Annotated in this window: 17 protein-coding genes; 2 read left to right on the forward strand and 15 right to left on the reverse strand. The window is 45.3% G+C overall.

Annotated elements, in window-relative coordinates:
• Window positions 1-393: 393 nt before the first annotated feature.
• The 13 genes from ACFQ0C_RS02495 to ACFQ0C_RS02555 form a co-directional block, all read right to left on the reverse strand.
• Window positions 394-1,272 carry a carbohydrate ABC transporter permease gene (locus ACFQ0C_RS02495; RefSeq protein ID WP_379363652.1) on the reverse strand — a complete coding sequence of 293 codons (879 nt, stop codon included), beginning with the start codon at window positions 1,270-1,272 and terminating at the stop codon, window positions 394-396.
• 98 nt (window positions 1,273-1,370) lie between these two features.
• Window positions 1,371-2,336, reverse strand: a complete 966-nt coding sequence (locus tag ACFQ0C_RS02500) for an ABC transporter permease (protein WP_379363654.1) — start codon at window positions 2,334-2,336, stop codon at window positions 1,371-1,373.
• A 95-nt stretch (window positions 2,337-2,431) separates the two neighbouring features.
• Window positions 2,432-3,937: an extracellular solute-binding protein gene (locus ACFQ0C_RS02505; RefSeq protein WP_379363656.1), complete on the reverse strand. Its 1,506-nt coding sequence runs from the start codon at window positions 3,935-3,937 to the stop codon at window positions 2,432-2,434.
• A gap of 39 nt (window positions 3,938-3,976) precedes the next feature.
• Window positions 3,977-5,005: an Ldh family oxidoreductase gene (locus tag ACFQ0C_RS02510; protein WP_379363658.1), complete on the reverse strand. Its 1,029-nt coding sequence runs from the start codon at window positions 5,003-5,005 to the stop codon at window positions 3,977-3,979.
• A 12-nt stretch (window positions 5,006-5,017) separates the two neighbouring features.
• Entirely contained in the window at window positions 5,018-6,301 is a 1,284-nt protein-coding gene (locus ACFQ0C_RS02515) for a hypothetical protein (RefSeq protein ID WP_379363660.1), read from the reverse strand.
• A gap of 37 nt (window positions 6,302-6,338) precedes the next feature.
• Window positions 6,339-7,391: an amidohydrolase family protein gene (locus tag ACFQ0C_RS02520; protein ID WP_379363662.1), complete on the reverse strand. Its 1,053-nt coding sequence runs from the start codon at window positions 7,389-7,391 to the stop codon at window positions 6,339-6,341.
• Between the two features lie 29 nt (window positions 7,392-7,420).
• On the reverse strand, window positions 7,421-7,831 hold the full coding sequence (locus ACFQ0C_RS02525) for a Rieske (2Fe-2S) protein (RefSeq protein ID WP_379363664.1): 411 nt from the start codon (window positions 7,829-7,831) through the stop codon (window positions 7,421-7,423).
• Window positions 7,832-7,866: 35 nt separating this feature from the next.
• Window positions 7,867-8,967: an amidohydrolase family protein gene (locus tag ACFQ0C_RS02530; RefSeq protein ID WP_379363666.1), complete on the reverse strand. Its 1,101-nt coding sequence runs from the start codon at window positions 8,965-8,967 to the stop codon at window positions 7,867-7,869.
• A gap of 31 nt (window positions 8,968-8,998) precedes the next feature.
• Window positions 8,999-9,832, reverse strand: coding sequence for a phytanoyl-CoA dioxygenase family protein (locus ACFQ0C_RS02535; RefSeq protein ID WP_379363668.1), 834 nt, complete (start codon window positions 9,830-9,832; stop codon window positions 8,999-9,001).
• A 159-nt stretch (window positions 9,833-9,991) separates the two neighbouring features.
• A complete protein-coding gene (locus tag ACFQ0C_RS02540) occupies window positions 9,992-10,771 on the reverse strand; it encodes a helix-turn-helix domain-containing protein (protein ID WP_379363670.1) in 780 nt (259 codons plus the stop codon).
• Between the two features lie 35 nt (window positions 10,772-10,806).
• On the reverse strand, window positions 10,807-12,336 hold the full coding sequence (locus tag ACFQ0C_RS02545; RefSeq protein WP_379363672.1) for a type 2 periplasmic-binding domain-containing protein: 1,530 nt from the start codon (window positions 12,334-12,336) through the stop codon (window positions 10,807-10,809).
• Between the two features lie 143 nt (window positions 12,337-12,479).
• Window positions 12,480-14,291 carry a sensor histidine kinase gene (locus ACFQ0C_RS02550; protein WP_379363674.1) on the reverse strand — a complete coding sequence of 604 codons (1,812 nt, stop codon included), beginning with the start codon at window positions 14,289-14,291 and terminating at the stop codon, window positions 12,480-12,482.
• A complete protein-coding gene (locus tag ACFQ0C_RS02555; RefSeq protein WP_379363676.1) occupies window positions 14,272-15,750 on the reverse strand; it encodes a response regulator transcription factor in 1,479 nt (492 codons plus the stop codon). The genes ACFQ0C_RS02550 and ACFQ0C_RS02555 overlap by 20 nt, the downstream gene beginning before the upstream one ends.
• A gap of 221 nt (window positions 15,751-15,971) precedes the next feature.
• Between ACFQ0C_RS02555 and ACFQ0C_RS02560 the strand changes: the two genes are divergently transcribed.
• Window positions 15,972-17,126: a Gfo/Idh/MocA family protein gene (locus ACFQ0C_RS02560; protein WP_379363678.1), complete on the forward strand. Its 1,155-nt coding sequence runs from the start codon at window positions 15,972-15,974 to the stop codon at window positions 17,124-17,126.
• A 43-nt stretch (window positions 17,127-17,169) separates the two neighbouring features.
• On the opposite strand, the gene ACFQ0C_RS02565 is transcribed toward ACFQ0C_RS02560, so the two are convergent.
• A complete protein-coding gene (locus tag ACFQ0C_RS02565; RefSeq protein WP_379363680.1) occupies window positions 17,170-18,276 on the reverse strand; it encodes a phosphotransferase in 1,107 nt (368 codons plus the stop codon).
• A complete protein-coding gene (locus tag ACFQ0C_RS02570; RefSeq protein WP_379363682.1) occupies window positions 18,248-18,820 on the reverse strand; it encodes a hypothetical protein in 573 nt (190 codons plus the stop codon). The genes ACFQ0C_RS02565 and ACFQ0C_RS02570 overlap by 29 nt, the downstream gene beginning before the upstream one ends.
• 196 nt (window positions 18,821-19,016) lie before the next feature.
• On the opposite strand from ACFQ0C_RS02570, the gene ACFQ0C_RS02575 reads away from it, so the two are divergent.
• Entirely contained in the window at window positions 19,017-20,315 is a 1,299-nt protein-coding gene (locus tag ACFQ0C_RS02575) for a glycosyltransferase (RefSeq protein ID WP_379363684.1), read from the forward strand.
• Window positions 20,316-20,320: the final 5 nt, after the last annotated feature.

Raw genomic sequence — 20,320 nt, forward strand, 5'->3', positions numbered from 1 at the left:
CCAAATTATTTACTATATTATATCAAATTAACGCGGTGAATTGGTGAATTATATTAAAGAAAAAAAAGACTGCCGAGACTTTCTCGACAGCCTGACATTTTCCTGATAATTGCACGAAGTGCGCCAGACTGCCATGCAATGCCGTAACCGAACCACGAACCCGATACCCGCGATGAGTACGCGCTGGAAAGCGACCTCATCCTATTCATCACTAAGAATACACAAGAATGTGCAAAAAAGCCTTCAATTATTAAAGTGGAATTGAGGGCTTTTTTGCAACCATCTATTCAGGATAAAATGGTGGAGGAGTTGTCTCAAAATGACTTTTGGGACAGCCCCTTATTTTTATTTACCGTCCAAATCTTTACCGTATTAGTGTCCACTATCTCAAACCTAGCCCTTTACAGAACCGATCATAACTCCCTTGGCAAAATGCTTTTGCAGAAATGGATAGACGACAAGAATTGGCAATATGGAAAGAATAATCGAGGCTGAGCGAACGGTTTCCGACGGTGGAGACGCATCGCCTATAGATGCTTCCATCCCAACGGTTTTGGCGCTATTATCAAGAACTAAAGATTTAACCAAAACCTGGAGCGTCCACTTTTTGGCGTCGGTTAAATATAGCAGTGCATTGAAATAAGTATTCCAATGAGATACGGCGAAAAACAGCACGAAGGCTGCCAAAGCGGGTTTGGATAAAGGCAGGATGATTCGGAAAAAGACGCCAAGCTCCGTACAGCCATCCATTTTGGCCGATTCGATCACCTCTGCCGGCAAGGAATCCATAAAGCTTTTTACAACGATCAAGCTCCACGCATTAGTGAGCGTTGGGATGATCAATGCCCAATAGGAGTTCATTAAGCTTAATTCCTTAACAAGCAGGAAGCTCGGAATAATGCCGGCGCTGAATACGAGTGAAAACACAACAAGCCCATAAATCCATCTGCGGTGAGGCAATTTGCGTTCCGTCAGTCCATAGGCCATAGTAAAGGTAAAGGCAACATTTAATAAGGTGCCTACAGCCGTAATGAATACGGTGCTCTGCAATGCGTTCTCAAAGCTGTTGGAGGACAAAATATAAGTGTATGCCCCGAGCGACCATTTTTCCGGGATCAGCTGCAGCGCATATGGAATATACACCGATCTGTGAGTTAATGACACGCTTAACACATAAAGAAATGGAAACAAACACATCGCGGAGATGATTGCCAGCAGCGTGTAGTTGATGACATCAAATGCAGTAACCTTTTTCTGGTGTACAAAGCTCACGGGTTTACTCCTCCTAAAAGTTTTTGCGTTTAGCAAAAACTAGCATCGTAAGCATGATCTGAACTTTGCTTTAGCAAAGTTTACTTCGTAAGCATTACTTAGTAAATGCCCTCATGTCCCATCTTTTTGACAACGTAATTGGAAGCCATCACAAGCGCAAGGCCGACGAGACCTTTGAAAAATCCTACTGCAACGCCCACACTGTACATTCCCCGTAAAATACCGTTGTTATATACATACGTGTCAAAAACATCTCCCACATCTCGCACCAGCGGATTCATCATCAGCAGAACCTGCTCGAAATTGACATCCGTCATATGCCCCAGCCGAAGAATGAGCAGAATGACGATGGTTGGCCGTATGGCCGGCAAAGTAACATGCCAGATTTGTCTGAAGCGGTTCGCCCCGTCCACAACTGCCGCCTCGTATCTTTCCGTATTCACGCCGGCGATGGCCGCCAAGAAGATAATGGTCCCCCAGCCCGCATCCTTCCATATGCTCTGAGCAGTCAGCAAGCCCCAAAATAAATTCACATCATTCAGGAAGGAATACGGCTCCAGGCCGAAAAGCCGAATGAGCTTGTTGAGCAGACCTACATCGACCGATAAAATAAAAAAAGTAAGACTCGCAATGACTACCCAAGATAAAAAATGCGGCATATAGACCAAGGATTGATTAATCCGTTTAAAAACTTCATGCCGCACCTCATTCAACATGATCGCCAATAAAATAGGCAGCGGGAAGAAAAACACCAGCCCGAATATGTTGATCAGCAGCGTATTCCGCAGCATGATGTAGAAATGCTCATCGGCAAACATCTCGTTAAAAAACTTCAAGCCTACCCAGGGACTCTCAGCAAATCCAACAATCGGATTGTAATCCTTAAAAGCGATGAGCAATCCCCACATCGGTACGAGCTTAAAGACGGCGAAATAAAGAAAGCCAGGAATAACAAGCAGATACATGTAGCGATATTTAACATAGTCCGACCAAAACGAGCGTGTACGTGTATGCGGTCGCTCTTTGACTGCATGGCTATTCAAAACGGCCTCTTCCGTTTTCATTCGCATGCTCCTTTCATTGAGAAAATAGCGAGGGTCAACCCGCACGAGGCTACAGCCGCCCGTACAGGTTGACTTGTTGTTCCACAGGCTTCCAATTATTTGCCGAAATACTCCTTATAGCTTTGCGTTTGCTCCATAAAAGCTTTCTTGAGAGCTGCATTGTTTCTTAGCCCATCAATATATTTCTTGTAATCTTCCATACTGATTTTTCCCATAATGGCTTCGGTTCTCTTCTTCTCGAATTCATCCGAATATTTCGGCCATTCCGCCGTCCAGGTAGCCGAACGAATGATTCGGAAAGGATCGACCGTCAGTGTATCGTACACTACCTTCACTTTCTCGCGATTTGCTTTATCGACTTCAACAGGTGCGAGCGGGCTGTCTACTTTATCCCATTCATTTCTTTTGATCGTAAACGGGTCATTCGTAAAGCTTTGGATTTCTTTCAAACCGACGTCGGTCATAATGTATTTGCCATTTTCAACTTTATGATGCACACCTTCGTATCCATAAAACAGTGCCTTCGAATTGTCATCTCCAGCAGCAGTGTTGAATACCTCCAGTATCTTCTTCAGCTTATCCTCCGGAACGCTTTTCGGAATAAAGAGCCCTCCCGTAAAGCCTGGCTCCAGGTAGGCAGCCGCACCTCCCGGCCCTTTAATGAAGGGAACAATCTCCACTTGCGCATTGGGCTTCAGCTTTTTATTTTCTTGCTCCATCCGGTATTGATGCCAGTAATTTTTCGTGTGGAACACCGTTTTACCTGCAGCGAAGAAATTATCCGGCTCTGCCCCCTTCACTGCTGAGAATTCCGGAGACATTAGACCGTCCTTGAATAATTTGCGGTACCAGTCCACCATGTCGGTGTAGGCATCCGATAATATATTTCTGTAAAGACCTCCTTCAGCGTTATACTGTGGAGTGAAGGAACCGAAGGCGGAGGCCATGTTATCGAAGAAGAGAGTCCCAATTAGCTTGCCGCTCGTATCCTTGGCCTTGATTTGCTTGAGCGCGTTGTACAGCTCATCGGTAGTTTTGGGCATAGCTAACCCTGCCTCGTCCAGTAAATCTTTGCGGATCAAGAAACCCGTATTAATCTGTGACCTCGCTCGCGGGATAAAGTAATAGGTCCCTTTATATTTGGAATATTTCCAGGCTGCTTCGGGCACATTTTTTTTCAAATTCGGATACTTGCTCAAATCACCCAGAAACGGGCCCAAATCCCAGAACACGCCTTTGTCAACCGCATTCATCGTGTTAACATCATGAGGATTTTGTGCTGAAACTACGTCAGGCAGCTGTCCAGAGGCAATCGCTAAATTCAATTTCGTTTGAAACTCAGGATCGGGAATCCACTGAACATCCATTTCCAAATTATTTTCCTTTTGAAAGCGCGACCAGAACTGATTTTTCATATCCGGAACTTCGGCGAAAGTAGATACCATCGTGCTGTATTTAAAAGGTTTATTAGTCGCCGCCGGAGCATCCGTACTGCCCTTCCCGTCACTGGCCGGCTGCGACCCCGAACATGCACTAACTACGGATGACATTAAAGCAACGGCAAGCAATGGGGCTGTTTTTCTAAAACCGTTTATTTGCATCCCATTCATCTCCTTATGGTTATCGTCTTCCCCGGATTATTAGCATAGTGGAGCAATACCAAGCTTACCGGACCACTCATTGAGTTTAGCGACCAATTCTTCCTTTAAGTCAATAGCACCTGCGCTAATGATCTCATTTCTACTCCTGGCGGATCGCTGTCCCGGAAGCTGCAAGCCAGCCGCTCTGGCCTCCATCCTGTCTGCCATTTCAGTCGTCCGCTGCCTGAATTTCCGCTGACCCAGAAGCCCATCCGCCTTGATGCAAATTGCGGTATGCGAGGGAATGCCCACTAGACCGCTGCCTGCCTGCGGTTCATCAATGATTTGCCCCTCTGCAAGTATTCCGGTGATGACTTCGCCCAGTATCGTAAGCCCGAAGCCTTTATGAGCACCTACAGGAAGACGGGTTCCTTTGGAAATTGCGGCCGGGTCACCGGTTGCTCTTCCCTGCGAGTCCAGCCCCCAATACGGAGGGACGCTTTCCCCCGCCGCCGCTTTCTCAGCCAGCACCCCATTGGATGCATACGCGAGACAAGCATCGAACATGATGTGATAATCGTTGTCGGTAGGTATCGCATAACCCATTGGGCTAGTGCCAATCACCTTCTCTTTTCTGCCGGGAGCCCCCATGGTTGGTGCTCCCCTCGTTACGATATAGCTGATATAGCCATGCTCCGCAGCAGTCTCCACATAGGGCGTTGAAGCTAACAGATGATGGGTATTGCGTATCGCACACAGACCGATCCCATGCTCATCAGCCAATTGCTCCGCTCTTCTCATAATGAACATGCCGCAAAGCTCCCCTAATCCGTTATCCCCCTCATAATTTTCCAATGCACCAAACTTGTTAATCCGTGTAATGGATGGATTGGCCTTCACCTTGCCGGCAGCAAGACCGGCTAAACGCCCAGGGAGCTCATTCATATCATGATGATTGACTCCACGGTAAGTGGCCCTCATGAATACATCAGCTGCAATAGCCGCATTATCTTCAGTTAATCCCGATGCTTGAAGCAATTGAACCGTTATTCGTTCCAACTCCGTCAAAGATATACGTAAACCAGCCAAGCAGAGCCCCCCTCAATAAAGCAGCATTTCCGATTCTTCCATCCCCGCCTTCACCGCTTGCAGCCTGGAAAGTGTAGCCTCGTCGTAATGTCCCAAAGATAAACCATCGACCCCAAGGTTACTAATCAGCTTTACGCTGCGCTTAATGATGTCTTCATTACTCTCTCCTTTGACATTCGGCCTTACATCGATTGCAGCAATGACATCCTTGTCGTAGCCTATTCCACTGCGTATTTTCAGAATTTTCTGTCTTTTGGCAGCGAGCTGTTCCGTTGTTCCCCACATTTCCGAGTAATCTGATTCGCGAATGGAATCGATATAATCCCGAATGGCTGCAAAATCAAGTCCGGACAGCTCCGGATATTTCAAGTAAGTATTATAACGGAACTCGACTCGCGGGTTAGCCGACTTGACGGCCTGATGGATATCCTTGAATAAGGAGGTTATACTTTTTTGCCGGAATTCCAGCCATTGATACAAAGACGGCACCTGCAACAGCAATGCTGTCACCGATAAATTACTTTGCTCCAGCAATTTTTTTCCTAAGCCGTCACTCAATTCCACACCATTGCGAATTCTGGTCAGCTGCTGCAGATCCGAGACAATTCGGTCCCAGTCATACCCCATAGCCATTGCTTTAGCTCTGCAAGCTCCGCAAAAGCAACCGGCATCGACCGTACTCAGGAGCACATGCAGTTCCTTCTCATCAGCAACGGCTTGATTGTTCCAGCCCATCTTCCCTCCCTCAGCAAACAGGATGAGGCAGCTTTGAATAAAATCAATATCATGCTGCTTGACCGAGCTGTGAAACAGTCCTCGAATATATTCTCGGACATGCTCATGGTTAGGACATAGCAACGATAGCAGAGAACCGTCTATTTTGCGCTGCAGCAGGTAAGGAAAATCTCGCTTTGCAATCGATGCATCAAAAATCGTGTGGGAAATCTCTACACCGACCTTCTTCTTTCTGCTTCTGGCGCTTTCAATCAGCACATCGAGCCAATCCGTATCCTTGAGAAAATCTACAGAACTGTATATGGGTTTTAACGGTGTATTCGCAAAATCCGCTTGATCCAGCCTATAGTACACACAGCTATCTTCCGGCATATAAAATTTACGTTTTGGATTATGCGGATAATACAGCTCTCTGAGCGGGCGTTTCTCCTTATGCATAATACCTACCAGATACACGCTGTTGACGTTAGCATGCTCAGCTAATGTATCGATACAATGATCAGCGCCCTCGTCATGAATGTCCCATGGATACAGGCTTGCCGCTACTTCTTTAATGAACATCCCTATCTCCCCCTTCCTAACGATTCCTTTAGCCTAACTACAGCCTATACAAAGCTCTTGCATTATCCGAAAATATGGATTTATGCAGCGCTTCCGGCAGCTTGGGAAAAGCAAACCGCGGTGAATCGAAATCCCAATGCGGATAATCACTGGCAAACATCAAGATATGCTCCGCGTCCATCATCTCAAGCGTTTGAAGTAAAAACTTATCCGGCTCCGGTCTCTCCAATGGCTGGGAGGTAAGCCTCACATGCTCGCGAAGATATTCGCTTGGCCTCTTCTTCAACCATGGCACTTCAAATCGCAGTGCCTTATACTCGGCGTCAAGCCGCCACATCAATGCCGGCAGCCAGGCCACTCCACCCTCAACCAGCACGATTTTCAAACCGGGAAATCGTTCGAACACACCTTCGGTAAGCAAGCTAACCAGATGCGCTTGAAAGCCTAGCGACAAACAGGTGTGCCACTCAATATAGTGGGTAGGATATCCTGGTGTTGGCTGAATATTGATACCCATCCCGTCCGTACCGGGATGAATCGCCAAAGGAAGTCCATACCTCTCACATGCTTCGTAGATAGGATAGTATTGTCTCTGCCCAAAAGGCGCCCTCGCGCCCGAGTCGGTCATAACTTGAACAAAATGTGGATGATCGGCCCAGCGCTCAATTTCTGCGGCCGCCGCCGCAGGGTCCTGATGTGCAATTGTAATGGACCCCTTGAATACGCCATCGCTGTTATATTTGCTTAACCATGTTGCTGCAAGCCATTCATTGTAGGCAGCAGCAATGGCTGTTCCAAAATCAGGGTCGGGATGCAGGTTGCAAAAAGCGCGCGGCAATAAGATACAATGGTCGATTCCGAATTTGTTAATATGCTGTTCTCTCAGAAAATCAGGATCGGAGCCGCCAGGACCTCCGCCGGGTGGACGGGAGTCCAGTCTCTCGCCATGAACCGGGTTTCCAAAAAAACCTCTGCCACCGCTGTTGTACCTATCCTTCCAAGGCTGACTCAAGAAGGCTTTAATCTCATCCTTGTCCTTGGGATAGGGATGTACATCACAATCGATAATGCCTTGTTTGGTCTGTGTCAATGGTACGCGACCTCCTTCAAGCTTGCCGTTTATCTGTTAATAGATACGATCACTTGCTCTTCTTCCACATTGACGGGATACGTTTCCAGCTTCGGAAGCTCCACTTCTGCTTGCCCCACTTCAACCTCGTACGTCTTCACCCAGCAGCGGTTGGGATCGAAGAGGGAATGACCGTTGGTCAAGTCGAACTCCCAGCCATGCCAAGGGCATCTCAATATTTCACCCTCTCGTCCGTACAGAAACTCGCCTGGCTTGGACGGAAGCGTTGTCCCCGACACTTTTCCCACACATAATGGAGCCTGCTGGTGCGGACAGCTGTTCTTCACAGCGTAATATTTGCCATGTACGTTAAAAACACCGATTGAAAGACCCTCTAGCGATACGATTTTTTTATGACCCGGTAAAATTTCATTTGTATTCCCAACAATATGTTTAGCCATAAGCCTTCCTCCCTCCTTAATTCAAGCCGGATGATTTACTTCAAGCCGTAGAACTCCTCCGCATTTTCGAAAAAGATGCGGTTATACAGCTTCTCCGGAAGCTTGGGGAAGGTCAGCTTCGGATTATCAAAGTCCCAGTGCGGATAGTCGCTGGAGAACATCAGCAGATGCTCGGCATCCATCATCCGAAGCATATGCAGCATATCCTCATCGTTATCCGGCCGTTCCAGCGGCTGTGAAGTAAGGCGAATATGGTCACGCAAATATTCGCTCGGGCGCTTCTTCACCCATGGAATCTCAACCCGAAGCGCCTTGTATTCCATGTCAAGCCGCCACATTAAAGGAACGAGCCATGTGGAGCTGCCCTCTACAAGCACGATCCGTAGATCGGGATAGCGCTCGAAGGTTCCTTCGGTGAGCAGGCTGACCAGATGCGCCTGAAAGCTGAGCGACATACAGGTATGCCATTCGATATAATGGCTCGGATTACCAGGCGACGGAAGAATATTAATGCCGATTCCGTCTAATCCAGGATGCAGCGCGAGCGGCAAGTTATGGCGGCAGCAAGCCTCGAAGATCGGGTGAAAATTCCGGTGGCCCATCAGAAATCTGGCGCCGGAATCGGTCGTTACCTGAATGTTGTGCTTGTGATCAGCCCAACGGTCGATTTCCTTGGCAGCATTAACCGGATCGCTATGATTGATGACAATTGATGATTTGAACACCCCATCATAATTATCCGGCCCGATCCAAGTATCGGCGATCCACTCGTTATAGGCGGAGGCTATCGCATTGCCGTAGTCCAGATCCGGGAATTGACAGCTGTTTTCCCGGGGGATCAGAATGGCCGTCTTAATATTGTTTTCTTCTATTAATTGTTTCCTGACAAAGCTTGGATCGGAGCCGGCCGGACCTCCACCCGGCGGATGCGAATCCTGGCGCATGCCGTGGAATGGATTGCCATAGAACAACCCTCTCCCGCCTCCACGGAAACGGTCCCTCCAGTATTTAGGCATATACGGTTTAATTTGATCCAAACTTTTGGGAATGGGGTGCACATCACAATCGATAATACCCGGCTTTGTCCGCTTATTCTGTCTTGCCGCCGGATTTACAGTTTCTTCATTGATGGACATCTACTACACCTCCTTTGCCTTATATTCACCATTATTTTACCTGACTGGGTGAATACTCCTTAAGCCATTCTCTCAGTGGAACATCCTCTTCGGTAGGTGTATAATACCCGTTGCAATTCGTTCCCGCTCCCAACAGCTGACGGCGAATCGGATCGGCTTTGGACCACAGGCTTTGAACCGTCATATCATCCTTCGTCCGGATCCAACGATAGCCGTATCCGTAGAAGAGCACTTTCCGAGTAATATCCGACCAGTTCGGGCTTGCCGAATGCCATAGGCGCCGATCAAAAAATACGGCCGTACCAGGCTTCACACAAACCGGAATCGCCCCTTCCAGCTGACCGAATCCGCTTTCCGGACGGCTCATCGAATTTTTCAGATGACTGTTCGGCACGATCCAGAAATTGCCCCGTCCCGCTTCTGACAGATCGGAGAGGAAGTAAGCTACCTTAATCGACATCCGCGGGCGCGGCTCCGACTCCATTTCCACATTCATCCGTCCGCTGTCCTGATGCCACCCGAACGTCTTATCCGTAGGCTGCTGCCCGGTCGGAGGCGTCACAATCATATGTGCATGATACAGATAAATATTCCAGCCCAGAATCCCCCAAACCTTCGGCAGTATTTTCTCATAATCAACGAGATCGAGAAACATCTCATGATCCGGAATAAAGTTGGGATGAAATAAAGCTTTGGTTGTATCGTGACCTGCCTGAACATTTTCATCGAATATACGGTCAACTTCCTTGGTCAGCGCTGCCACATGCTCGGGGGATAAAGCATTCTCCACGATCAAATATCCGGTTTCCTCAAAAGCCTTGCGTTCTTCCTCGGTTAAAGCGTACTGCAAGCAAGTTTGCTCCATTGGTGATACCTCCGTTTGAATAGTTTTAGCGAGGTGAGCGAGCCCAATCCGGGAACCAAGAGCTCATCCCTACACCGTAAGCATAGTTTCTTTTTCCACTGTGCACCATTAACGATCCCCGTACATTTGTATAATCCTACAAAAAATCAAAAAAATTTTTCAGCCCGATTTCTCATTTAAAAAGTCTGTTGGCGAACAGCCGCTCAGCTTTCTAAACACACGGTTAAAATAAGCCTGATCACAAAATCCGGTTTCCTCCGATATTTCGCGAATGGACATTCCCTTGGACAGCATCATATCCTTGGCCATCGATATCCGTACATCGTGAAGATATTCAATAGGGGTAAAGCCTGTCACCTCTTTAAAAATACAGGAAATATAATTAGGGGTTTTCCCGCCGAATTCCGATAGCTCCTGCAGCTTGATGGACTGGTTGTAATGCTTAAGAATATAATTTTTAATATCCTTTACAAGCTTCATTTTTTTAGAGCTCACTTCCTCATAATCCAAGTCATAATTAACCATACTGAGCATTTCCAGCAGGATAGCGTTACAAAATGTATCAAGATAAGCCCCTTTCATCAGCCAATGATGATTTAGTAAGGAAAATCTCTGTTTAAAGTAAGGAAAATTTTGAATTTTCAATTTGAAGGTTTTCCGCCTATCCAGTATTGGGAGCCCCAGTTTAGTCAGCTCATCTTCTTGCACACCGAAAAAAGTGGCATATCTTTGATGGTATTCGATTGCGCTTCCACTGCGTACTGAGCCGGCCGGAACAAACAAAACATCTCCTTTTTGTAGCGGTATAGTTTCATCATCAACCCAATAAATTAAACGGCCGCTTGTAATAAACAGCAGTAAATGGTAGGGATTGGATAAATGGCTCATGGTCCACTTACTGTCCAAATCCTTCACATAACATGATTGAAGCTCCAACATATACATCGCCCCTTCAAAGTTTAATTCTTTGTCCTTTAATTCATCATAAGCTCGTAGCTGTCCGCAAACTCTTTAAACGCCTTCTTGAACTCAGGCTTCTCCCTGTACTTTTTCACGAAGTCCTCGTATTCTTCCATCGGAATCAAGCCCATTACAGCCTGGGTTCGTATCGATATATAATCGTCTTGCACCTTGGGCCACTGCTTTAACCAGGTTTCCGACCTGATGACGCGGAACGGATCTATTTTTTCTTCTGCTTCATATAGAGTTTGGGCCACTGCTTTCATTTTATCGTTCCATTCCTTCGGTGCGGTGTAGTTCACGACCTTCTGCCATTCGTCATCGGCGTTTGGAAAAATTTGCATCACCGCATTATTAAGCTCTTTTTTAGCCAGCTCGGTTGGAATTCGTTTACCGTCTACCTTATTGTAATGAACACCCTCAAAGCCGCGAAGCAGCTGATCCGTCACTTCCGGTGCGGCAGCCTGGTTGTACATTTGCAAAATTCGCAGCGCCTTATCCTTAGGAACGCTTCTGGCAATGACGAACCCTCCAGTGAAAGCCATTCCATATTCTCCCGAGTGTCCTTTGGGTCCATTCAAGTAGGTGATAACGCCAGCCTCGTAGCCAGGGTCGATCCTCTTCAATTCCTGCTCGTACGTATAGCTGTGATACATATTCCTGAAATAAGTGAGAGCTTTGTCCGAACGGAACATATTTTCTTTATCACTCCCCTTTAAAATTGCAAATTCCTTCGACATCAATCCCATGCTGTAAACATGACGATACCATTTCACAAATTCCGTATAGCTGTCGGTAAAATATTTGTAGATAAGCCCGCCTTCGTTGTTATATACCGCTTCAAACCCGCCAAATGCATTGAAAAAAGCTTCTTCAAAATGCAGCCCGACATAACGCTTGTCAGGATTAGCATCCATAATTTTCTTTAAGGAATTTACGTATTCATCCAATGTTATCGGTTGGGGCAGCCCCAAATTATTAAATAAATCGGGACGCCAATGAAGCCCTCCATCCAACAGCGGGCGTGCACGGGGAATCACGTAATTCCGACCTTCGATTTTCGTATATTTCCAAGCGGTTTCTGAAATATTGTGCTTCAAATTTGGAAAGCTCTCCAAATTCCCCGCCAATTCGTTGACATCCCAGAACAGCCCTTGCTTGACAGCTTTATTAAACACACTGTCATCAATCGTATTCAACACCATAACCTCGGGCAAATCTCCAGATGAAAGCACCATTCTCAATCTTCTGTCGTAGTCGTCAAGTGGAATAAATTCAGCTTGCAGCTTTACTTGAAACATTTCCTGTATTCGGGTCCAAAAGCGGTTGTTCAAGTCCGGCGTTTCCAGCGGAGTATTCGATAATGCCTTCAATGTAAACAGCTCATGGTGACCTGGCATCCTTTCCGCAACAAGCAAATCCTCATCGCTTTTGCTTCCATGACTCGCTTTGTCGGCAGAACTGTGCCGGTCAACAGTGCTGCACCCGGACATCATCGCTGTAAGCAGAACTATAGTCAGTGGCAATACGAGCTTTCGGCGCATACACGTCCCTCCCTTTTAGTACCGGAGAAAATCATCTAACCATTCATGTGCGGATTGCGTACATATACTATTAATTGTAACCGCTTTCTAAAATTGCGCTACGGATTCGTTTCGGAACATAGGGTACTATTTTCGGAACTTGCTTACATTCGGTTTGATACAAGCGGGATATGTAAAATGACTTGTGTACCCTCGTTATCAATACTGTAAATCTCAATGCCATACTGTTCTCCGAAAGCAAGCCGAATGCGCTGATGAATATTAAGCAAGCCCAGCCCTCTTGAAGCGATGTCTCCCTCGGTCGGATCAACTGCGCGCAGAGAATGCCTCAGCTTCTCCAATTCTTCCGCCTTCATTCCCTTGCCGCTGTCTGATATTTCGAATCTGACCGTATGATCGGCTGTCACCAAACCGGTTATGGTCAATACTCCTTTTCCGTTTTTCCGTTCAAGACCATGATAAATAGCATTCTCCACAATCGGCTGCAAAATCATTTTGGGCATTCTCATTTCCAGAATATCCTCATCCACACTAATAGAGACGTTAAATTTATCCATATAACGAATCGACATAATACGAACATAGTCCTGAATACATTCCAGCTCGTTTCTTATGCGGACGAAATTTTCCTCTTTGATACTGTATCTGAAAATTTTGGCCATCGAGGTGGAAATCTCGACAATCTCCATCACCCCGTTGGCTAAACCGATGCTGCGGATGCATTCCAATGTATTATAAAGAAAATGCGGGTTGATCTGGCTTTGCAGAAACGATAATTCCGCCTGTTTTTTGGCAATTTCCATTTGGTACAGAGAGGTTTGGGCTTGAATGAAGAGCTCATTCGTCTCATCCAGCTTGTCCAGCATCTTATTAATTTCTATGGACAATATTCCTATTTCATTTTTTACAGGCAGCTGCAATCTCTGCTTTCCCCCATTGTTCCCTATGTAATTAACAAAACGGACAATTCGGCCAAAAGGAACGGTTACACTACGGATAAAAATAAGGCCCATAATTAAAATTAGCAGCGTCATCACAGCACCTATAATAAAACCAATGTTTCGGACCAAACGAAGCTCATCTGTCATCTCATTCACAGGAATGAGACTTACAATTTTCCAATTCAACTGCTCGATATCTTTAGCTTGAACATGATTCAGCTTTTCCCGAAATTGTATTTGCTGATCCTTAATATGGCTATCAATGCCTTTAAGAATCTCACTATCAAACAAGCTGCCTTTCATAAAACGCTCATCAGCCGAAACGACATTGTACTCGCTATCGAGAATCAGCAGCAGCGAGCTTGGAGTCGCTTTGATATCCGTCAATATCCGGTCCATAATTTCCGTCTTGTAAACAACAATAACCATGCCCAATTCAGTAAAGCCATTCGTTTCATTTAAGGAGGAAAATACAGGATGAACATAGATATAGGCTAACTTCTCCATCTTCTCGGGATTATAAATTTTACCGAAAAATTGCGATTCCGGGTAGCGCATATCGGGATGGTACTTCTTCTCAAGCTCCCCAAGAATGAGATAATCAAACGGACTTGAAGCGCCGACAATATTCCTTTCTTTATCTACTAAAATAATCGATTCGATATTTTTGTTGGAAGCTTTGATCCCCGAAATAATCTCCAGCACATTTTTATTCAGCTTAAGCCTGTAGATAGGATCATCCGAGCCCATATAATCATGAATGACTGTGTTGTAGGAAGAGGCCAAGGCGGCATCTTTAATATCCTGTGTAAAGGAGATAATATTCTCCTCTACTTGCCTTATAATTCTTGAAGTATGCACATTCTCCTTATCTTCAGCCAAACTGTAAAATTTACTATAGTAAAAAATCTGCAATGAAAATATCATCAACGTAGAAATTGCTACGAGCAGCAGCAGCTGATTCTTTAGGTTCAATCGGGAGATGATTCTCATCTTATCCTCTGCCCTCTCCATAGTTTGGATCCATCTGGCTCTTCTTGTAATTTGTAGGTGTGATTCCGTACCACTTTTTAAATACTTTGTTAAAATAATGGTAATCCTTATAACCCGTTTCCCGGCAAATTTCCGAAATCGTTAAATCGCTTTCCCTCAGGAGGCGCCCCGCCTTTTTCATACGCAGACGAGTTACGTAATCCGTAAAGGTAACTTTGGCCGTCTTCTGGAACAAATCGCAGCAATAGGTATAATTGATATAAAATTTATTGGAGAGCTCTCTGAGATGAAGGTCTTCCTCATAATGAAGGTTTACAAACTCAAGCAGCTCCTTGAAATTCTCATTAACCGTCGGATCCGGCTCAGGCAAGGCAGATTCAATGCCTGATTGAATAAAATGCTTCAAGCATTCACACAGCTCCTGCAGGTTATCGAATTTATTGACAAGGGCTCCGTAATCCATAAAGCTTAGCTCCTCATGAAAATGAACCTCTCCTCCGTTATATTTATTGTTAAATGTAGAGATAATCTGGTTCCACAAATATACCGCATCCTTCATACCCGCCCCTTCTTTTCTAAAAAGCTCGGGAATATCATCTAGCAGCATGCTGACCTGATCAGGAGAAGAAGGATGTACAGCGGCACAAATGACTTGTACGACCTTTCGTACCACTGGGTGAATTTCTTTGCTCTGCTTGTACACACCGCCGGTTAAGTAGATGAAGGAGGAATGCATAGCAACATGAGCTTCCTCAATAAGCTTCGAGATTTCTTCCCGTGAAGAGGAGGTTTCACTGACTCCTATGTAGAAGCGATCCTTGATATGGGCTGAAGCCGCTTCATATTGGGCAGCGAGCAGCGGATATTGATTATCGGAGCAGCCGAGTATTAGGATCATTTTATTAGGGTCTGCACGGACAATGATGTGCTCTATATTCCGGACCCATATTGCGGCCTGTTCCAGCTGTTCGGGTGCAGCGGCTGATAAATAAACAGTTTGGAATTGGGTCGACGTAACCCCCCTGCTTATTAACAGCTGTTTGATCATGGTATCATCCGCATGATTCAGTGTGTCCAGGAAATCCATGTCCTTCTGATGTTTGACCCGCTCCAGATGCCGCAATAGCCGCTCAAGCAATGCTTCTGCTTCTTCAAATTGAAGCGGTTTCAACAAATAATCGAAACAGCCGAGACGGATCGACTCTTGGGCATAATGAAAATCGGAGGCACCGCTTATGATGATAAATTCCGACCTTATCCCCTGCTCTCTGCACTGCTTCATCAATTCGATTCCGGACAATTCCGGCATTCTGATATCTGTCAATATAACATCCGGCTTCTGACGGACTATGATGTCGAAAGCTTCCAGGGAATCCGTCGTTTCCCCGATGACCTGGAACCCAAGCTTATCCCATTTAAATGTGCTGCGTATTCCCTTTAATACCCAAGGCTCGTCATCCACGATCAATACACTATACATGCCGCATCCCCATTTCATGTACGAATGATAGAATCAGTTCATGCCTTTCATCAGCTTCCATTTTTTTGATTATATCCTTTACTGATTCATTTGCATAATGCTTTCCCAGCTTTCCTAACGAGTAAACAAAAGAAATTTTCGATTGACTTGTATACAAGTACACATGTATACTCTGGATAGTCGGGTTTATGAATAATCCAAATACATGGAGGTTCTATACGATGTTAAAAGTAGCTATTATCGGGGCAGGTGCGATAAGCAGGGCTCATATCGAGGCTTATCTGCAATTTCCTGAACGCTGTCAAATTGTTGCGATTGCTGACATCTACGAAGACAAAGCACTGGAGCGCATTAATACATACAAACTGAATGCTAAAGCGGTAAAGGATTATCAAGAACTGCTGCAAGAGGATATTGATCTCGTATCCGTATGTACCCCACCTTATACCCATGCTTCTATTACAGTAGATTTTCTTCGTTCAGGCAAGCATGTCTTGGTAGAAAAGCCTATGGCTTCTTCTTTGCAGGAATGTGATGAAATGAATCAAGCAGCTGAAGAAAGCGGGAAAATCCTCTCTGTTGTAGCGCAAAACCGCTTCAAAACACCGATGATGAAGCTGAAATCGGTGCTCGAAAGCGGTTTAATGGGTCCTATCGTTCACGCCCAGGTGGATTCCTTCTGGTGGCGAGGACATTGTTACTATGACCTATGGTGGCGCGGCACATGGGAGAAAGAAGGCGGAGGCTGCACTCTCAACCATGCCGTTCACCATATCGATGCGTTCCTTTGGATGATGGGACGGCCGAGTGAACTGCAGGCATTTATGAGCAACACCTCGCATGATAATGCCGAGGTCGAGGATCTTTCGATCGCTATGCTGCGTTTTCCAACAGGCGCCTTAGCTCAAATTACAAGCTCTGTCGTTCATCACGGTGAAGAACAACAGCTCATCTTCCAAGGGAAAGATGCACGAATTTCTGCCCCGTGGAAGCTAAAAGCCTCAAGCTCAAGGAGCAATGGATTTCCTGAGCCTTATCCGGATTTGGAGAAACAAATACAAGAGCTATACGACGCCTTGCCTGAGGTACAGTTCGATGGACATACCGGACAGATCGATAACTTCATGTCCGCTATTGAAACCGGCTCCCCCATACTCATTGATGGCGCGAGCGGGCGCAATACGCTTGAATTAATTATAGGAATTTACAAGTCAGCCAGCACTGGAGTGAAGGTACAGTTTCCGCTGAGTCCAGACGACCCGTTCTATACGCGTGAGGGCATTCAGGCGAACGCAACTCACTTTTACGAGAAGAAGGCTTCGGTTACAAACTTTCAGGATACAGTCATTACGACCGGAAGCAGCTACTTGAAATAATTGTAGGTAAGGCCGTGACCGCTTCATTAGGGTTACGGCCTTTTCATTCTAGTTCAGTCCATTCTGACTGTGAATCGGATTCAGGATTAGCCACGATATTAGAATCCGGATCCGATTCTTCAGACTCGGACTCAGGATCAAGCTCCGGATCAAGCTCCGGATCAAGAATTGGCGCTTCTTTTTTACCGTGAACCGCTTCAAACATCCTTCGCTCACCGTCCGCTAACAGCCATTCCATCAATGGCATCTGTCTGCGATACTGCTTGCGCCACTTCTCAGCCGGCGTGGAAGAATAAGCAGCTTGGCATAAGAAAAACAAGCTTACCTTGGCAATAGCGATGGGAAGAATTTTTAATTCCTCCTCCGTCAGGTTTGCGTAGCCTTTAATAAAAATTTCATCAAAGGTCTTGGCGTAATCCGGCAGCAATATATAAATCGCCCACAACGCATACGCAATGTCATGAACACGTTTTCCCTGCTGAATAAAGTCAAAATCCATTACACAATACACTTCATCGGATTTATACAGCTGATTCCAAAAATGCCAATCCCCATGTATAATCCCAGTTGGTAAATCATCCTGAGACTCCTCCCAGGTTTCCAATATGTGTTCGGCCAGCTTCTCTACTTTTTTAAGCTCATGCTTCGGAATACCCTCTATATTCTTCAATAGATCGATGGTATTCACAAAGTAATGGCGTGAGCGATAGAAAGACCAGTCAGGCTCGGGCCCTGGTCTCGTGTTTTGCAGCGATTGGTGAAAGACGCTAAGGGTGCGAGCGCTTGCTCTGACTTGATTATGCCGACATTGAAAAGCATCTGCCTTTACAAAGGGCGTTACCTGTAGCAGCTTATCCTTGTAGTTAATAAAAGGATCTCCGCTTGATGTAAGAATAGGATTTAAAACCGGTACTCCATATTCACTCAGCGTTGCAAATACTTTTTGAATATAATGCAAATGCTCCTCCGTGTTGGACCGATTCAAGATTCTAACTACAAATTCACCTTGGCTCGTTTCCACCTTGATATTGATATTGTAGGATCCCCCTAATTTACGCCCTATCCCTTTAAGCTTCCCTATCGGGAACCATTGGGACAAGTATTTGACCGCAAATAAAACGTCATTCGATAAATGCCCGGAGGTTCCCATAACGATCGCTCCTTGTCACGATATGATCCATCCATGTTGTGTACATATCACGGTCCAGCTCTTTGATATGCCTCAGGAATGGAGCCAGCAAACTCATTTTCGACAATCCTTTGAGCATAACTTTGGGAACATCATACTCCCTGTTGTAGGAATTGACCAAATCGATAATTTTGCCAGACTGCCCCTGCTGAATATAAATGTGAAATAATGCAGCATCAATTCTTGTGAAGCCCAAGCGCTGCATCTCATAAATAATGTGTAAAATTTGCTCAGAATCGCTTCTTGTAATAGTTCCTCTTTTGGATAGTATTTTTTTTAACGGCTCCCCCTGAATGAACTCAATAATCAAATAATTAGGCCCATTCTCATAAAGTTTAGGAATAATCGGGGAGCCTTCGGCAAGGCGATATGAATTGTATTCCATTCGAGCATGTTTTTCGTTGTTATAAAATTTAATGCATCGGTCAGATGAAAGCTTATAAACCGACCCTTGTTTTCCCCGCCCTATTAGAACCGCGCCGGGAGGCAGCTGATTAATATCCAAGCTTCCCACCTCATAATCAACATTATTTAAACTCCACATTTATACACATTATTCGTGAAACGGAAAAAGAATATGGGATTATGACGGATTTAAATTGCTTTTGGCTAAAATCCACTATTGTACATATCATCCATTCACCTAATGACATATGCTTAGAACTAGATGCAAACCAAACCTGCTTAATGGAGGTGATTCCATGCTAAAGAAAAAACGGGGAGCACAATCCTTACTGCCTAAGAAGAAGAAACAAACCGCAGTCACGCTTAAAAAAATCCACGTTCCTAGCCCTGCAACCCTGGAACCCCCTATCCTTTCGAAGCTTTCAGTACCCATGCGTATCTTAATGGTGATCGATCAGTTAAACATAGGTGGAACCGAAACCTATACTCTTTCTATAACAAGAGAACTCATAAAAAAAGGCGCTATTGTAGTTATTGCTTGTAAAAAAGGGAAGCTGCTAGAGCATTTTCTAGGTTTAGGATGCCCTTTCTACGAAATTGATTTTGTCCTGGATAATTATGAGCTTGATCGTGAAAACCATATCAAAAATTTGCAGCTGCTTAAATCCGTCATTCTATCTGAGCGAATCGACCTTGTGCACGGACATCAAATCCCTTCCGGCAGCCTGGCTCGGACAGCCGCTGAACAAATGAGCATTCCTTTCGTATTTACCGTCCATGGTGCTTACTATGATAGGGATTTTTTAGAAGCTACTCAAAAAAGCTCGACGATTACTTGTGTAAGTCCTTCTATCAGAAGGCTGCTGAAATCGAAGGGGATCAACTCCAAAGTAATTGCCAATGGGATCGACACACATGAATATCATGCGTATGGCGCTTCTTATCTGGACCATTTCCGAGCTAGGCTAGGCATTCCTCACTTCGCGACTATTATCTTGTACGCAGGACGTTTATCTTGGGAGAAAGGGGAGATTGGCGAGGAGATCATTCGTACCATTGATGCGATGAGGAATAATGGTTATCCGAATTTGCATCTTATTATTGCGGGAGGAGGAAACAAGCAGGAAGATATTATTAAGCTTGCTACAACTAAACAGAAGCCCGGCTTCGAAACGTACATTCATTATGTCGGCGAGGTAATGAACATGGGCGCCTATTATTCGCTGAGCGATTGTGTAATTGGTACAGGGAGAGTCGCACTCGAGGCTATGTCATGTGAGCGGCCGTTAATTGCTTCTGGAAGCAGAGGGCTTCTTGGGATCGTCAAGCCGGATAATTATGAAAAAGCGTGGGATTGCTGGTTTGGGGATCATGATAGTGACAAAAAATTATCGAGAGCCTTGTTAACAGCCCACTTGAGGAAAATTATTAATATGGAGCCCAAAGCCAAGTCACATTTAGTGCAATCCGGCAAAAAATTCGTCAATGACAGGTTTCAAATCTCACAAATGGTAGAGCAGCTTATCGATATTTATCAGCAGTCTATTCAGTTGGATATGGAAGATGCGCACAAGCGCATTGCACAGCAGAAGTAATCTTT

It is taken from the genome of Paenibacillus sp. GCM10027630, assembly GCF_042676305.1.
In the GTDB taxonomy this organism is placed as follows: domain Bacteria; phylum Bacillota; class Bacilli; order Paenibacillales; family NBRC-103111; genus Paenibacillus_S.

What these genes read in the sequence shown, in the direction of transcription:
- ACFQ0C_RS02500 (WP_379363654.1), bottom strand. Translation starts at nt 2,336, where the DNA reads ATGAAAACGGAAGAGGCCGTTTTGAATAGCCATGCAGTCAAAGAGCGA.
- ACFQ0C_RS02505 (WP_379363656.1), bottom strand. Translation starts at nt 3,937, where the DNA reads ATGCAAATAAACGGTTTTAGAAAAACAGCCCCATTGCTTGCCGTTGCT.
- ACFQ0C_RS02515 (WP_379363660.1), bottom strand. Translation starts at nt 6,301, where the DNA reads ATGTTCATTAAAGAAGTAGCGGCAAGCCTGTATCCATGGGACATTCAT.
- ACFQ0C_RS02525 (WP_379363664.1), bottom strand. Translation starts at nt 7,831, where the DNA reads ATGGCTAAACATATTGTTGGGAATACAAATGAAATTTTACCGGGTCAT.
- ACFQ0C_RS02530 (WP_379363666.1), bottom strand. Translation starts at nt 8,967, where the DNA reads ATGTCCATCAATGAAGAAACTGTAAATCCGGCGGCAAGACAGAATAAG.
- ACFQ0C_RS02535 (WP_379363668.1), bottom strand. Translation starts at nt 9,832, where the DNA reads ATGGAGCAAACTTGCTTGCAGTACGCTTTAACCGAGGAAGAACGCAAG.
- ACFQ0C_RS02540 (WP_379363670.1), bottom strand. Translation starts at nt 10,771, where the DNA reads ATGTTGGAGCTTCAATCATGTTATGTGAAGGATTTGGACAGTAAGTGG.
- ACFQ0C_RS02545 (WP_379363672.1), bottom strand. Translation starts at nt 12,336, where the DNA reads ATGCGCCGAAAGCTCGTATTGCCACTGACTATAGTTCTGCTTACAGCG.
- ACFQ0C_RS02550 (WP_379363674.1), bottom strand. Translation starts at nt 14,291, where the DNA reads ATGGAGAGGGCAGAGGATAAGATGAGAATCATCTCCCGATTGAACCTA.
- ACFQ0C_RS02555 (WP_379363676.1), bottom strand. Translation starts at nt 15,750, where the DNA reads ATGTATAGTGTATTGATCGTGGATGACGAGCCTTGGGTATTAAAGGGA.
- ACFQ0C_RS02560 (WP_379363678.1), top strand. Translation starts at nt 15,972, where the DNA reads ATGTTAAAAGTAGCTATTATCGGGGCAGGTGCGATAAGCAGGGCTCAT.
- ACFQ0C_RS02565 (WP_379363680.1), bottom strand. Translation starts at nt 18,276, where the DNA reads ATGGGAACCTCCGGGCATTTATCGAATGACGTTTTATTTGCGGTCAAA.
- ACFQ0C_RS02575 (WP_379363684.1), top strand. Translation starts at nt 19,017, where the DNA reads ATGCTAAAGAAAAAACGGGGAGCACAATCCTTACTGCCTAAGAAGAAG.